Below are 15,457 nucleotides of genomic sequence, written 5' to 3'. Positions count from 1 at the left end.
GAGGCTTTTCATGCCAGGGGCAGTTGCCGTTAGCGACCTTCCCTCTCGACCTGCTCATCAAGCTTTACTGCCCGTTGTGCCGTGTCGATGGAGGCGCATTATAGGGAGCTGAATTAATTGAGCAAGGGCTTTTTATCGAAACTCAGCACGACTGCTCAGGAACTGAACTTTTCGAACAAGCAATAGACCACAACGGGCAATTATGCAGCAACTTGCGCCAGAAACTGTGACAAACACCTCCTGCTACGGCTCAAATTTTCAGCAAGCCTATGGAGCTAAAGCAAATAATTCATTACCATGAACAAGGCTGTTAACAGCATTTACCTTATCTTCACATAATTTAGAGAAGAGTCTTATGCAGAAGTCATTTCTAGTTGTGGTTATTGCCGCATTTATCGGTGCTTTTGGAATTCATCAGTTTGCACCTGCATTCTCTGCTTCTATCGCTTTCTTTGCGGGCGCCATTATTGCTGCCCTGCTGTTTATGTTTCTTTCAGCATCTTCAGCCAAGAGTCAGGCCGATTATCAGGGACCTATGATGACATTATATGTAGGCAACTTGCCTTATCGGGTACACGAAGGAGAAGTAAAAGAACTATTTGAACAATATGGTGCGGTAAGCACAGTACGTTTGGTACGGGATCGCAAGACAGGTCGACGTAAAGGTTTTGGCTTTGTTGAAATGGCTGAGTCCGGCGCCAGGGAAGCTCTTGCCAAATTGAACGATTTCAATTTTCAAGAGCGTACCATTAAAGTGCGTGAAGCAAAGACCCAGGACAACGGCGACTCAGATAACAGTTGATCCTATTCTGCCGGGGGGAAGTAACTCAATTTGCTGAACCCCAGCAGCTCCAATCTCTCACATAAGCCAGGCTCAATATTTGCGGTAGTGTGATATCCCAGCAGTAACCCCATCTTTTCAGTCACCATACTATTATCAGGTAACAGTGAGTCCACTCTGCGGGCGATAGCTTTCCCCGAATCCAGTAATGACACCTTGTCACCCAGACAATCTCTCATCTCCTGCTTCAACATAGGGAAGTGAGTACAGCCCAGCACCAGCACATCAAGGTCAGTTTCCTTAATCGGTGCCAGGATTTTCATCAGGTCTTCATAATTAACCGGAGCTCCTGCCATCTTTCGCTCAGCCAACAGCACCAACTCTGAACTGGCAAACAGATGAACCTGAGAATCACCGGCAAAGTCTTCTATCAATTGTCTGGTGTAATCACGCTTGATAGTACCAGGGGTAGCCAGCAGCCCTATCTCGCCCACCCGACTCAACTGAGCCGCAGGCTTAATCGCGGGAACCACGCCAACCACAGGTATAGACAGTTGGGCGCGCAATGCAGGCAAAACCAAAGTACTGGCGGTATTACAGGCTATCACGACCAGAGCAGCATCAATTTGCCGGCTGAGTCTGACCACCAGGTCCACACAACCGGAGATCAAAACTTCATCCTGCAATTCACCGTAGGGCAGTCTTGCATTATCAAACAGGTACACATAATCCCGGCCGGGCAGCAGGCTACGGATCTCCGATAGTACGGATAAACCACCAATACCTGAGTCAAAAACAAGAATAGGCCGGAACACGCAAACTCCCATTGGCTGATAGAAAGGAGGGAAAATGAAATTTTCACACACTGGCTGGTGAAGCGTAAAGTGAAGAAACTGGACAACTGCTGGCTGTAGTATACTATTTGCGCCCCAAACGACAGACACAGGTGGTAAGAGACACATGAACTTTGCAGCTATGGACCCAACAAGCTATGACGCTCAGCTAAATGAAAAGCGAGCTTTGCTGGAACAGGATTTTGCCAAGTATCTGCCACCCGCTCTTGAAGTATTCCCATCCGAACCGACTCACTACCGCATGCGCAGTGAGTTTCGTGTTTGGCACGATGGCGACGACCTCTTCTACTATATGTTCGACAATGTAGAAAAGGTGAAAATACGTACCGACCAGTATCTGCCTGCCGGTAAGCTGATTAACGAGATGATGCTGGCTTTGATGGCAGAACTGCGTCCCAATCAGGTACTGCGCCGCAAACTGTTCCAGGTTGATTTCCTGTCGACCCTGAGTGGTGAAATTCTGGTGTCTTTGCTGTACCACAGACAGCTGGATGACGCCTGGATGGAAGAAGCCCGGGCCCTGAAGAACCGCCTGTCTGAAAAGTTCAACGTTAACCTGATCGGCCGCGCCCGTAAGCAAAAGTTCGAACTCGACCGCGACTTTGTGGTTGAGACCCTGAACGTTAATGGTCGCGACTACCACTATAAGCAGATTGAGAACTCCTTTACCCAGCCAAACGCTAAAGTCGCAGTAAAAATGCTGGAGTGGGCGCTGGATGCAACCAAAGACAGCAATGGCGATCTGCTGGAACTGTATTGTGGGAACGGTAACTTCTCTATAGCGCTGGCACAGAACTTTGACCGTGTACTGGCCACCGAACTGGCCAAGCCGTCAGTGGACGCCGCCCAATACAATATCAAGGTAAATGGTGTTGAGAATCTGCAGATCTTCCGTATGTCTGCCGAGGACTTCAGCGAAGCCATGAGCACCGGCCGCAAGTTCAAACGTCTGGAAGGCGTAGATCTGAAAAGCTATGTGTGCAATACCATCTTTGTCGACCCACCACGCGCTGGTTTGGATCCGGACACAGTGAAGCTGGTACAGGGCTATGAACGCATCCTGTATATCTCATGTAACCCGGATACCCTGAGAGACAACCTGGATGCCCTGAGCGAAACCCACAAAATCAGCCGTTTTGCTCTGTTTGATCAGTTCCCGTACACCCACCATATGGAGTGTGGCGTGCTGCTGGAGCGCAAATAATCCTGTGCTGATAAAAAAGCCGCTTCAGTCGAAGCGGCTTTTTCTTTAGAAGTAATACTTCAGTCCCAAGCTCACCATGTCATTACTAGCTGGCAAAGTGAAATGCTGCCACTCCAGGCTCACACCCAGCCCAAGCATTGCCTGCCATTCCACCCCCAAACCAAAATAGCCATCTGTTCCATGTTGTGAATCACTGGCAACTTTTACACCGTCGACATTAAATGCCCGATAGTCGTCCTCCCAGAAAAAAGCTCCCAATCGTGCTTGTGCTTTCAGTTGCGGAGTAATTGGGAGCCCCAACAAGATAGAGGTCGCAACCCCTTGCGCAGAGATAGGGTGCAGCTCCCCAGCCAAGTCATAGAATGCCTGACTATCGGGGACATTGCCTGAGTACCCTATCTCAACCTCGCCCAAATCTATGTATTCCACCGAGAAGGCCAGATAGTCGGTAAATTGATACCCGACACCTAGCTTCCACCCAAATCGCTCATCATCGATAAAAGTGATACCGGCATTCATCTCCGCCATCTGAGAGGAAATATTGCCTATATCTGTGTCAGATTGAACATAACCAAGATCACCGGAAACAAACCATGAGTTTTGCTTATCATCATTGGTTTCAGCTGACACCGTGGCTGTGCCACCCAATAATAACGCCAGAGCAGCTCCTATACGGGCGAATGGTAAACGGCACAATCCTGCCAATACCACCAGTAACAGCATTGAGATATACGACATACTTCCACCTGAGTTTTGGTTGATAACCTCTTCCTGTGCATATACAGCAACGCCACCCGGATCACGAATAACGCCATTTTCAACACCATCAGCGTCGTTGGCACCACCGTCCTTGATTGTTACCTGAACACACCAATCTCCTTCATTGAGACCTTCCTGATACAGCTCACTGCCAGGAGGAGGACAGTATCCAGGTTCCCCAGAAAAAGAGCTTATGAAGTTGTCACCATCGGAAACAAAATCAACCCAGGTGCCATCAATAAATTTGCGGTAAACAGCGTTAGCTGGAATGGCTTCACGCTGAGGCAATACAATAGATGCAGTGTCACCAGTGGATGGTAAATCATGAACTTCGAAATCGAACACACCACCAATATTGGTAAAGGAATCCGGCGTAATCGATGCGTTGGACGTAATGTCATCCTTAGTCAACTCAACCCCTTGATGCTCAGAGAAAAGAGCGAAATTACCCAAACGGCAGCTCAGGCCAGGATTACATTCGACGATATAAGCCTGCTGCTCTGAAACCCTCTCGGGCAACACATTTGGCTCATTGGAGCTGTCCAGATAATCAGGCAAACCATCAAGGTCACTATCCATAGTGCCTTCTTCAATATCTGTAATACCATCACCATCGCTATCGGCATAACCCAGCACAACAGCAGTATCCATTACCTTCAGGCGCAGTTGTGCTGAAGCCTGAAGTGATGGTTCGCCACTGTCACTAACCTGTATCCCCAGAGTCAACAAGCCAGACTGAAGCTGATCAGGGTCAAACTGCAACTTATTGCTAGCACTCTGAACATCTATCTCTGAGGTATCAAGCCACTCAAGTGTATGGGTATCAGCAATATTTACATCCCGAATTTGGGCAACAACAGTCACTTCACCAGCATCTTTGCTAATCCAGGACGTTGGTTCACCAGCTTGGTAAGCCATCAAGGATACCGAAGGTGCAATGTTTTCCTCCTCGATGAAAACCGTATGGCTGAATTTGGCACCCAAATTCAACTCATCACTCAAGGTGACAACAACTGATTCGCTCCCCTCTGACTCAACACCGTCATTGAAAATGCTGAAGGTGATAATACCTTCCATTCCTGACTCGATAGTGAGCTCACCCGAGACCAGGTCATGGTCTTCAATGCCAGCTGTACCGCTCACAGAGTACGGAATAACCAGGGGATATGCCGGAGATTCACCATTCAGGTGGACACCGATTGAGACAGTAACACCTTCAACAGCCTGCTGATCTTTACTCACTGAGACCAAGGGCGCTACGTGTACCAGCTGAACTGACTCAGCAATGTTGCCAGCCTCATCTTGGGCTTGCCAAATAACCTCATGGGTGCCAGGAGCAAATAAGGGCTTACCGTCTATCAATGACTTTGGCAAAGGCTCACAGCAACTTGTATTTACGCCGTTGATAAAGTCGGTTGCACTGGCCTTCCCCAGTTCCACGCGGGTAAACAAGGCATCGGCATCTACATAGACATCATCAGGTAGGGTAATGACAGGGGCAATATCGTCGACAAACGGATTCTGATTGGCATAACACTCTTCGCCATTGGCCATACCATCACCATCACTGTCTATCAGCGCATCGTCTGGATTATTGATATCCATTCCACAGGCCAACTCTTCAGCGTCAGCAATACCATCACCGTCAGTATCCCTAGCCAACACACGAATATTGAACTCTGGCAAACTCGCTTGGCTGAAACCATCGCTGACGGTTATCACCAGCCCGTTATACCGACCCACATCATCATAAGCAGGAGTTCCGGACAAGGTACCAGTGTTCTTATCAAATACCAGCCAGTCAGGTAGAGAATTGATGCTCAACGTCAATGGATCGTTGTCGGCATCAAACACCTCTGGGGTAAAGACATAACTATCCCCCTCGGTTATCTTGGTCACCGGTGTTCCGCTAATAACAGGGACATCATTCACTCCAGTGACAGTAACAGTTACTGTCGAGCATGAAGACTCACCCGCTAGATCCGTAACACAATAGTTAATGACCACCTCACCATTAAAGTTTTGAGGTGGGATATAAACCAACTTGTTATTGGCGATCTTTGCTGAACCCGTCTCTGTAGACACTGAGCTCAAAGTCAGCACATCACCACTATCAACATCCTCTGCTGATGCAATAATATCGACAATAAGCTCTCCGTCTTCAGCCATTGTCGAATCATCAGGGTTGGAAACTGGAGGGCTATTTGTCACTTCAACTTCAAGCAAGACTACTTCAATACCACCTCTGCCATCATCAATTGCAATGCTGACTCGATAGAGGTTATCGGGCACTGCGTTAAACGCCGGAGCAGAAACAAATGCCAACTCACCAGAGATACTATCAATTTCAAACAGATCAGTGTGCTCTCCCACTTCATCTGCACCATTACTGGAATTGTAAAGGCTGTAGCGCGGCTCATCACCGTCGATATCTGTGGCTGTAATCGTTGTTACCGAAGATTGGCCAAAGCGCACAGCAAACACATGCGACCCAGTATAGGTTGGAGCACGATTTACGTCGGCAATATCAATATCCAGAATCACTTCATTGGTTGCCAGCGCTCCCGCAGCGTCTTTGGCCCAAATACGGATATCGATATACTCCCCGGCTTGGGTGTAATCCGGGGTACCAGAAACAGAGCCTGTGCTCATGTCAAAGCCAGCCCAACCAGGCAGGTTTTCAACATAGAAGTAGGCCAAATCCGGCGAGTCAGCATCGGTAAGCACCGGAGTATAAGTAAATACCTGGCCTTCCTCGCCAAAGCGGGTCGGGCTAAGTTCTCCGGTAAATACAGGGGCATCATTGGCGTTATTCACCAGGATAGTAAACGGCACGATACTGTCTTCCAGTATGGTTCCGTCATCCAGCTCACTGCTAACTTTGATCACTATATCTGAATGGGCGCCGACATCGTCTTGCCCGGCCGTGCCGGTAAGCTCCCCTGTTGCGGTATTGAAACTCAACCAGCCAGGCAAATTCTCCACACTGAAGGTTAAATCCAATGAATCAGGATTGGTCACTACAGGGACAAAAGAGTAGGGCTGCCCCTGCAAAGCAATGTCTGTTGGCACGCCGCCAATCTTCAACATTGGGATAGTGATAACAGGCTCAGGCTTAGGCTCACCCTTGTCCTCTTCATCCAATGCAATCTTGTCTTCAAGCGCGTCAAAGTCCGCTGTATCCAAAGAGGTGTAATAAACGAACGCTACCGCGCCACCTGCGGGAATGGTTTCCGCGTTGTAGGTCAAGGTAATACCTGTGTCGCTGGTTACTATGTTGCCCTTATCTATTGGACTATCCCATGCATCAGAGACAAATGGGTCGGTATTGCTAAAGCCAAAAATAGATACCCGAACATTTTCATCTTTGGAGTAAAAGAAAATAGGCGAACGGGACTCATAGTCGGTCCATATCGGATCGCGTGAGCTGTAGGTAGATGCCTGAACGACCTCTTTGCCATCACCGGCAGCATGGCTATAGAGCACAACATTCTCGGTGCTGTACCCGCCGCCCGCATCCACGGTATTGTCCGGATCAAATGAGCGCATATAGCGCACATTCTGCATATTCTCATCTGAGATATTCGACAGAGTTACTACATTGCGGAAGTAGCTATCCTTTTCATCAAAAGTGATTTTTTGCTGAACAACCAGCGTGTCATCCCATATGGACTTCAATTTGGCGCCAACGGTTTTGTTAGCAGGGTCCGAGATATCCTGTACCGTCGTAGATAGCTGTTTCGCCCCCTGAACTGCGGAATTGGATTTGGCATGAGCCCTACCAGAATTATCCCTATAGCCGACCACAAAACGCTCTTCTGGACTGCCGGGCAAAAAGTAGTCCATGGAGATATCATCGCCCTGACCGAACCCATCAATATCGCGACTCATACCAATATTAGAGCGGGCCTTGGTGCCATAAAACCCCTTAGGCTTACTGCCTTCAGTACCAAAATCACCCCACTCAGAGATACCCAGCTCGATGTTTTTACCGCCCAGGAAAATTTCACCGTTCACCGTATCAGCACGGCTATCACCGCCTTCAACTTCATCAGGGTCAAAAGTCACAATAACGGTAATAGACTGCACGGCTTGTATGCCAGACTCATTATCAGTCGCAGACACTATGACGTGGTACTCATTGTCTCTGTCAGCATCAGTCGGATTATCCCAGTCTGGTTTGTCGATAAAGCTAAGCTTTCCGGAAGCTTCGTTCACCTGGAACAACGCCTGTTCTGTACCGCCAACTATCGAGAACAAAGGCGCCGTTTGTTGGTTCAGGGTCTTTATATTTATGACTTCACGCTGATTTTCCAGCACAGTAATCACTCGCGGCGTTACCACGGCATATTGGGTTTGATTGGCTTCCTGATAATCGGAAATACCATTACTGTTGGTATCATCAAACACGCTGGCATCATTAGGGTCTGAGTCCACATCATCCGGCACACCGTCACCGTCGCTATCAACGGCTACGGAAATGCTGATGGCCTGGCTGAATACCCCTCCCAAGCCATCGTCCGTTTGCACTCGGATAGAGAAGCTACCTGCTTCCAGGTTTGCATAATCGCTGGCGATGACTTTATCGCCAGCGATAGAGAACAGGCTGTTGTTTGTATCACCAGCACCGTCATCCAAGCTATAGGTAAAGCTCTCTGGCGCTGGGTTGTCTGCATCGACAGACAACAATTGTCCAACTTCCGCGGCGCCGTAACCCGCCACCAGGTTGTAGTTAACTAATTGGATGGCTGTGGGAGCTTCATTAGGCGGTGGAAGAACCCGCAATACCGTGCAATGCTCTTCCGTCGCTAAGCCATCAGTGATCTCAAAACACACATTGGCATCGCCGATATCCACTACATCAGGAGTGCCTAGCACATTGGTAGTTTTCAAAACAGAACGAACACGGAAATTACTCCTATCAGCAATATATAATGTACCGTCCTTGGCAATATCCATTGCGCTAGGATAACGAAACGATGCCATCAATGCGTTGGTGGAATCTTTATACGTCGGTTCGCCATCGCCAGCGAAAGTCGTGACCTCACCACTGGCAGCATCGATACGTCGAACTCTGTGAGAGCTGTATTCCAGCACATAGACATTGCCATCATTGTCGACACTAACAGCGATTGGACTGTTAAATGATGCAGACAATCGGTCAGCGCTGTTATCAGCCCCTGCGTCACCAGTACCGGCAAAAGTAATCACATCACCAGATGGCGTGATTTTTCTGATGGCATGATTGCCGCTGTCGGCGACATAGATGTTGTCGTTAGCATCAATTGCCAGCCCCTGTGGGCCGCCAAAGGAAGCATTAGTGCCGTTAGCATCATCAAACCCAGAAATGCCGGAACCTGCAAACGTGGTAACTATCCCGGTTCCGGCTTCGATTTTATTGATAGTCTTGTCTACAGGTGAGGCTGTGTAAATATTCCCTATAGAGTCAACGACGACACCATATGGACTGGATACTGTTGCTACAGTGGAGACTAAGCCGGTTGTGCGATCCAGTTTCCTGATTTTATTGTTGCCTTCATCGGCAATGATTAGGTTACCTTCATTATCCAAAGTTAAATGGCGTATATGGCCAAACGATGATGACAATCTATCTCCGTCTACTGAACCTTCGGTTCCATCACCTACGTATGTAGTAACACCATCATGGGCCAATCTCCGAATGATAAAATCAAAGAATTCCCCTATATAAATTTCTTCGCTATTTAAGGCTGTGATACCCCAAATAGTTTTAAAACTGGCCTGCATAGGATCCGCATCATTGGTCACGCCAGAAGCACCACTACCAGTCAAGGTTGTAACTTCTGTCCGATTAGTCAGTGCAGCCCAAGCTGGCAATGAGGAGCTAGATTTAATGCTCCAGGTTAGCGGGTCACCATCAGGATCGCTGGCGTTAAGGCGTAATGCCAGTGTGTCACCAACTGTTACCTCATATAATGGCTCCATATTTATCACTGGGGCAGTATTGGCAACAGCCTGACCAGCAAAAATAGAAAAGCCCATCACTCCTGACATCACTGAATGACAAGTTCTGGATAAGGAATCAGTGATTTTAGTGAAAGTTAGAGGCAGAACGGCCTCCAATTGAGCATCGGAGATAGATAGATTTTTGCGCGTCATTATCAATCCTTTTGATCACTACATGCACGACAATTTGATTGTTTGACGCAATTCCGTTAACACGCCAACAAGACCCCAAAGACTAACAATAACGACACAAATTATCCACAATCAGACAGCAACACTTTGTTTCAATTGCGTAAATTTAGTCATTACTTATTTAGTATAAATTGACTTATCTCTTAAAACCCAAGAATTGAAAGTGAGCATAAGGTGCGGGTTGCTGGTTTACCGGTTGTTCTTTGTAAACCGAAGGAATGTGACGGGAGAAATGATTCCACAACGCGGCAAAAGCTACAAAAAAGGCATACTCACTGGTATGCCTTCTAAATTCTGCAAAATATAAACTACTTGTTTTCCATCTTTTGCTGAAGGGCCTCGGCACCTTTGGCGACCATGCGCAGTTGCATCACCAACTGCTCGGCCAGCTCTTTGCGTTCAACCCGCTTCATATCCAGAGCGGCAGCACCAGCGTTGAACACCAGGGTCACCAGAGCTTCAGCCTGGGCCCGGGCCAGCTCGGGATTGCGGCCGACTCTGTCTTCCGTGTAGTGTGCCAACTCAGAAATAAAATGTTCTATCTCCCGGGCAACCGCAGCGCGGAAAGCGGCGGAGGTGCCGGAACGCTCGTGCAGCAAAATGCGGAATACGTTGGGGTTGGAATCCAGCACTTCCATAAAGGTTTCCACCGAAATACGGATAACGCTGCCACCGGCCTCAGCACGCTGGCGTCCTTTACGCATCATCTGTCTCAGCGTCAGGCCACCTTCATCTACCATGGTCAATCCAAGCTCATTCATATCCTTGAAGTGACGATAAAAAGAGGTCGGTGCGATATTGGCTTCCCGGGCAACCTCCCGCAGGCTCAGACTGGAAAAACTTCTTTCCGCACTCAGCTGGTTAAATGCTGCATCAACCAAAGCCCGTCTGGTTTTTTCTTTTTGTTGCGCTCTGATCCCCATCCTGCCGCTCACAATAATCTAAGTGGAATCAGCAAATAATACCGATTTTACAAACAAAACACAGCCCCGGCAGCAGAAGCTTCGGCCTGTTCCCACAGGCTGCAGCAACTGGTCTGTTTACATTGGCGTTACCTTGACGCATCAAAGGTTTACAACTAAATTAGCTTACAGATGTACGCTCAAAACAGAAATGGAAATCCAATGAAGCGAAAACCCCCTGTTCTTTGGCTTAATGTAGCCTTCTTTGCCCTGACCTTTTTTGGTGCACTGATATTGGTGCCCTGGCGGGGATTCACCCACGGTTTTGAAGGAATGGAATGGCTGGCCTTTGGTTTGCTGGCATTTTTCAGTGGACTGTCGATTACCGCTGGTTATCACAGACTCTGGTCTCATAAGACATACAAAGCCAGTGCCCCCGCCCGCTTTCTGTTTGCCCTCGGCGGCGCATTGGCACTGCAAAACTCAGCATTACACTGGAGCAGCGACCACAGGGTTCACCACAAACATGTGGATGACAACGACAAAGATCCCTACTCCGCCAATATGGGCTTCTGGTACAGCCATATCGGCTGGATGCTGAGGGAGTATCAGGCTCACAGGTACCACGACTACAAGAATGTGCGGGATCTGCAGAATGATGCCATCGTTATGTGGCAGCACAACCACTACCTCAAGCTGGTCGTGCTGATGAACATAGGCCTGCCGGCGTTTCTGGGTTGGCTCAATGGCGACATACTATCCATGCTGCTGTTGGCGGGATTGATGCGTCTGGTACTGGTTCACCACTGTACTTTCTTTATCAATTCTCTGGCCCATATCTGGGGCAGCCAACCCTATACAGACAAGAACACTGCCAAGGACAACGGGGTTCTGGCCTTCTTTACCTACGGCGAGGGCTACCACAATTTCCACCACATCTTTGAGTACGACTATCGGAACGGCATTAAGTGGTGGCACTACGACCCAACAAAGTGGCTGATCAACCTGCTGGCCTGGTGCGGTCAGGCCAAAGATTTGAGGAAGGTCCCACAGGAAAGAATCGAAACCGCCATGCTGCAGATGCAGCTCAAGCACGCCAGTAATAAAGTGGCGCAACTGCCAAATTGCGATGAAGTGCTGGAGACCTTGCAGTACGAGTACGATGCCCTGAGAGAAAAGCTCAGCAGCTACTACCAGGCCAAAAAGGCGCTGCTGGATGCCAGACGTCAAAAATTGTGTGTCCAGCAACTCAACGAACAGGTGTTAGCACTTAAAGTTCAACTTGCTCAGCAAGTTAAACAGTGGCGACAACTGACTCATCAGTACGCCTGAGCCACAAAACCAAGTTAAAGCCTGACGGCCACCTTGCATGGTGGCCGTATCTGATTATTATGGTCGCCATTAAACTCCATACAGATATGTCCCACATACAGGTTTGTGAACTATGGCAGAGTCCGGCATCAAACTCACTGAATACAGCCACGGCGCAGGTTGCGGCTGCAAAATTTCCCCCAAAGTTCTGAGCACCATTCTGGCGTCCCAGCTTCCGGTATTTAAAGACCCCAATTTGCTGGTCGGCAACCAGAGTCGTGATGATGCTGCCGTTTATAAGCTGAACGACGAAACCGGCATAATCAGTACCACTGACTTCTTTATGCCGATTGTGGACGACCCATTTACCTTTGGCCGAATCGCTGCAACCAATGCCATCAGCGACATCTACGCCATGGGCGGCACACCTATTATGGCAATCGCCATTCTGGGCTGGCCGGTTAATGTACTGAGCCCTGAAATCGCCCAACAGGTGGTAGATGGCGGCCGTCAGGCCTGTGCCGACGCCGGCATTATGCTGGCCGGTGGCCACAGCATAGATGCGCCTGAGCCTATCTTTGGCCTGGCGGTAACAGGCCAAATCCCGTTGAACGAACTCAAGCAGAACGACACAGCCAAGGCTGGTGATCGCCTGTATCTCACCAAGCCGATCGGTATCGGCATTTTGACCACAGCGCAAAAGCAGAAGAAGCTGGCTGATGAAGACGGGCATATTGCTGTCGATGCCATGTGTCAGTTGAATAAGATTGGCGCCCGTATCGCCAAGCTGCCGGGCGTGAATGCCATGACTGATGTCACCGGCTTTGGTCTGGCAGGTCATCTGCTGGAGATGTGCCAGGGTGCCGATGTCCATGCCTCAGTAGACCTTGCCAAATTGCCACTGCTGGAGAAAGCCAGACATTATCTTGAACTGGGTTGTGTACCCGGTGGCACCCACAGAAACTTCGACAGTTATGGTGAACACCTGCCCCAGCTGACCGATGAGCAGAAAGCACTGCTGTGCGATCCACAAACCAGTGGCGGCCTGCTGGTTGCCGTCGATGCCGATGGCGAAGCAGCACTGCAGAAATTGCTCAGGAGTGAAGGCATAGAGCCTGTCTGTATTGGTACTCTGACAGCCAAGACAAATCAGGATCAGTGGGTGGAATTGATCTGATGAGTCAGAACATCATTCCCGCCGGTCAGTATCGCGACATCTTTCTTGCTGACCGTCCCATGATCGACAGCCGTGCGCCCATTGAATTTACCAAGGGTGCCTTCCCGGCTTCGGTCAACCTGCCATTAATGACTGATGGTGAACGCCAGAAGGTGGGCACCTGTTATAAAGAGCAGGGTCAGGAAGCGGCAATGGAGCTGGGGCATCAACTGGTTCGCGGCAAGATTAAGCAGCAACGTGTCGATGCCTGGATAGACTTTATCCGGGCCAATCCCAACGCCTATCTGTATTGCTTCCGCGGTGGTCTGCGCTCGCGTATCACTCAGCAATGGATTAAAGAAGCTGGTATCGAGATCCCCTTCGTTGAGGGCGGATACAAGGCGATGCGACAATATCTGATCGAGGTTATCGAGCAGACTCCAACTCGCGTTCCCATGATGATTCTCAGCGGCATCACGGGATCGGGCAAGACTGACTTCCTGCAACTGCGCAAAGAAGCCGTGGATCTGGAAGGTATTGCCAACCACAGGGGTTCAAGCTTTGGCAAAAAGCATGATCCTCAACCTTCACAGATTAACTTCGAAAATCGACTGGCAGTGGCTTTGCTCAAGCATGAAGCTGCCGGACACCAGCGACTCTTGCTTGAGGATGAAAGCTTCCTCATTGGCCGCAACGCCATTCCCAAGCCATTCCACGAGCAGATGCAGCAGGCAGACGTGGTGGTATTGGAAGAGGCCTGGGACGACAGGCTGCAACGTCTGCTGAATGATTACGTCATTATTATGCACTCCGGCTATGTCGAGCGCATGGGTGACGAAGCCGGTATGGAAGCGTTTAAAGATTATCTGGTGCGCAGCCAGAAAGGTATCGAGAAGCGCCTGGGAGGCAAAGCGGCAGCTGAAATCCGTCAGCAGGTCGAAGATGCGCTGGTGATGCAGGAGTCCCGTAACGACCTATCAGGTCACTTATTGTGGATAGCCCAGCTGCTTGAGCTGTATTACGACCCTATGTACCACTTCCAGATGGAGAAGAAAGCGCCCCGAATTCGCTTCAAGGGCACTCATCAGGAAGTACATGAGTGGCTGGACAGCCTTAACTGAAGAAACAAGCATCAGCTAAAAGAATCCCCGGCCAATGTGCCGGGGATTTTGTCTCAGTCAGGACTATGGGTTCAGACAGGAAGGAGATTGGATCAAGGTGAAACAGGAACCATAATGGTGCACGTCAGTGACATCTGAGTGACAGCCCGTTTGCAGTGACATTAAATCTCTTTATCCAGATAGCGCTTCAATAACTTGCCCGGTACTGAACTTTCGGTCGCCACCGCCATCGCCCCCCACCTTGCCGCCTCGGCCATTGCATCAGCTAAAGAATGACCTGACAGTAACCCATGTATCAGACCACCGGCATAGGCATCGCCCGCTCCGGTGTCGTCTACCAGCTCAGCTTCGACCGCCGCAATACGAACAACACCTTGCGATGAACACAGGCTGGCGCCGGCTTCCCCATGAGTGACCACAAATGCCTGCAGCTGGTCTCCGGCAATACTCAGTGCAAACTCCCACCATGACAGTTCACTGCGTCCAGCCAGATCAGACTCAGATGCCAGCAAAATATGGCAGGGACGATGACGATTATCTTTGGCCAACTGCGCCACCACCAGGCAATGGTTCAGGGCGGTTTTGGCCCAACTGACTGAACCTTCGGCGCTGGAATTAATATAGAGCGCATCCCAGTGCTGCCAACGTGGCGGTGCCGGCAGTTCAAACAACGGGCGCTGGGGACGAATAATGGTACGTTCCCCATCAGGGCTCATCATCAGCATCATCTCGCTGGTACTGCCCTGAAGGCGGGACACCAGATGACAGTCGAGCCCACGGGTGCTGGACTCAGCCAACAACCAGTCTCCAACTTCATCACGGCCGACCTGGCTGACCAAAGCGACTCTGTGACCAGCCCACACCAACCCTAACCCTGTGTTGGCACCACCACCGCCCAGACGACGTCCCATATCCTCATAATGAAAACGTCCGCCGGTAACCAATGGCTTATCCAGTCGCAAAATGCGGTCACAATTCAGATTGGCAACCAAAACAATATTTGCCATGAGAAATCCCTGTTTTTAACCTAATTCAATGTTATGAAATGACGCCTTTAGCATCAAGTTGTTCTCAAACTATCAAAACCACTTGTTTTCAGGCCAAAAGCTCATCTTTTTTGCCCCATTTCTGAACAAAAAACACGCAAATCAATATGCTGGCAATCGTGCAATTTTATTGACCGTCAACGCAA

At 49.4% G+C, this 15,457-nt stretch carries 9 protein-coding genes; 5 read left to right on the top strand and 4 right to left on the bottom strand.

All coding sequences use genetic code 11. The features are described from left to right. The first annotated feature begins 355 nt into the window (after window positions 1–355). Window positions 356–802, top strand: a complete 447-nt coding sequence (locus tag ACFOE0_RS08065) for an RNA recognition motif domain-containing protein (protein ID WP_115139096.1) — start codon at window positions 356–358, stop codon at window positions 800–802. A 2-nt stretch (window positions 803–804) separates the two neighbouring features. Here the strand turns inward: ACFOE0_RS08065 and murI are convergent, their stop codons facing one another. Next, entirely contained in the window at window positions 805–1,608 is an 804-nt protein-coding gene (murI, locus tag ACFOE0_RS08060) for a glutamate racemase (RefSeq protein WP_283106553.1), read from the bottom strand. A 133-nt stretch (window positions 1,609–1,741) separates the two neighbouring features. On the opposite strand from murI, the gene trmA reads away from it, so the two are divergent. Beyond that, window positions 1,742–2,839: a tRNA (uridine(54)-C5)-methyltransferase TrmA gene (gene trmA, locus ACFOE0_RS08055; RefSeq protein ID WP_248937560.1), complete on the top strand. Its 1,098-nt coding sequence runs from the start codon at window positions 1,742–1,744 to the stop codon at window positions 2,837–2,839. Window positions 2,840–2,884: 45 nt separating this feature from the next. Here trmA and ACFOE0_RS08050 read toward each other — a convergent pair whose 3' ends face one another. Both ACFOE0_RS08050 and fabR read right to left on the bottom strand, forming a co-directional pair. Further along, a complete protein-coding gene (locus tag ACFOE0_RS08050) occupies window positions 2,885–9,562 on the bottom strand; it encodes a putative Ig domain-containing protein (protein WP_248937559.1) in 6,678 nt (2,225 codons plus the stop codon). A 521-nt stretch (window positions 9,563–10,083) separates the two neighbouring features. Beyond that, window positions 10,084–10,698 (bottom strand): HTH-type transcriptional repressor FabR, encoded by a 615-nt coding sequence (fabR, locus tag ACFOE0_RS08045; RefSeq protein WP_248937558.1) that lies wholly within the window; start codon window positions 10,696–10,698, stop codon window positions 10,084–10,086. Window positions 10,699–10,899: 201 nt separating this feature from the next. Between fabR and ACFOE0_RS08040 the strand changes: the two genes are divergently transcribed. The 3 genes from ACFOE0_RS08040 to mnmH all read left to right on the top strand — a co-directional run bounded on the left by ACFOE0_RS08040 (window position 10,900) and on the right by mnmH (window position 14,265). Next, window positions 10,900–12,009 carry an acyl-CoA desaturase gene (locus ACFOE0_RS08040; RefSeq protein ID WP_248937557.1) on the top strand — a complete coding sequence of 370 codons (1,110 nt, stop codon included), beginning with the start codon at window positions 10,900–10,902 and terminating at the stop codon, window positions 12,007–12,009. A 112-nt stretch (window positions 12,010–12,121) separates the two neighbouring features. Next, window positions 12,122–13,165, top strand: a complete 1,044-nt coding sequence (gene selD, locus ACFOE0_RS08035; RefSeq protein ID WP_248937556.1) for a selenide, water dikinase SelD — start codon at window positions 12,122–12,124, stop codon at window positions 13,163–13,165. Then, entirely contained in the window at window positions 13,165–14,265 is a 1,101-nt protein-coding gene (mnmH, locus tag ACFOE0_RS08030) for a tRNA 2-selenouridine(34) synthase MnmH (protein WP_248937555.1), read from the top strand. The genes selD and mnmH overlap by 1 nt, the downstream gene beginning before the upstream one ends. Before the next feature lie 161 nt (window positions 14,266–14,426). Here the strand turns inward: mnmH and ACFOE0_RS08025 are convergent, their stop codons facing one another. Continuing rightward, window positions 14,427–15,272 (bottom strand): PfkB family carbohydrate kinase, encoded by an 846-nt coding sequence (locus ACFOE0_RS08025; RefSeq protein ID WP_248937554.1) that lies wholly within the window; start codon window positions 15,270–15,272, stop codon window positions 14,427–14,429. Window positions 15,273–15,457 lie beyond the last annotated feature (185 nt).

Source organism: Shewanella submarina (genome assembly GCF_042646185.1).
GTDB classification, from domain to species: domain Bacteria; phylum Pseudomonadota; class Gammaproteobacteria; order Enterobacterales; family Shewanellaceae; genus Shewanella; species Shewanella corallii.
Note: the sequence above shows the minus strand (reverse complement) of the source record. Positions and strands in the feature narration are given on the sequence as shown.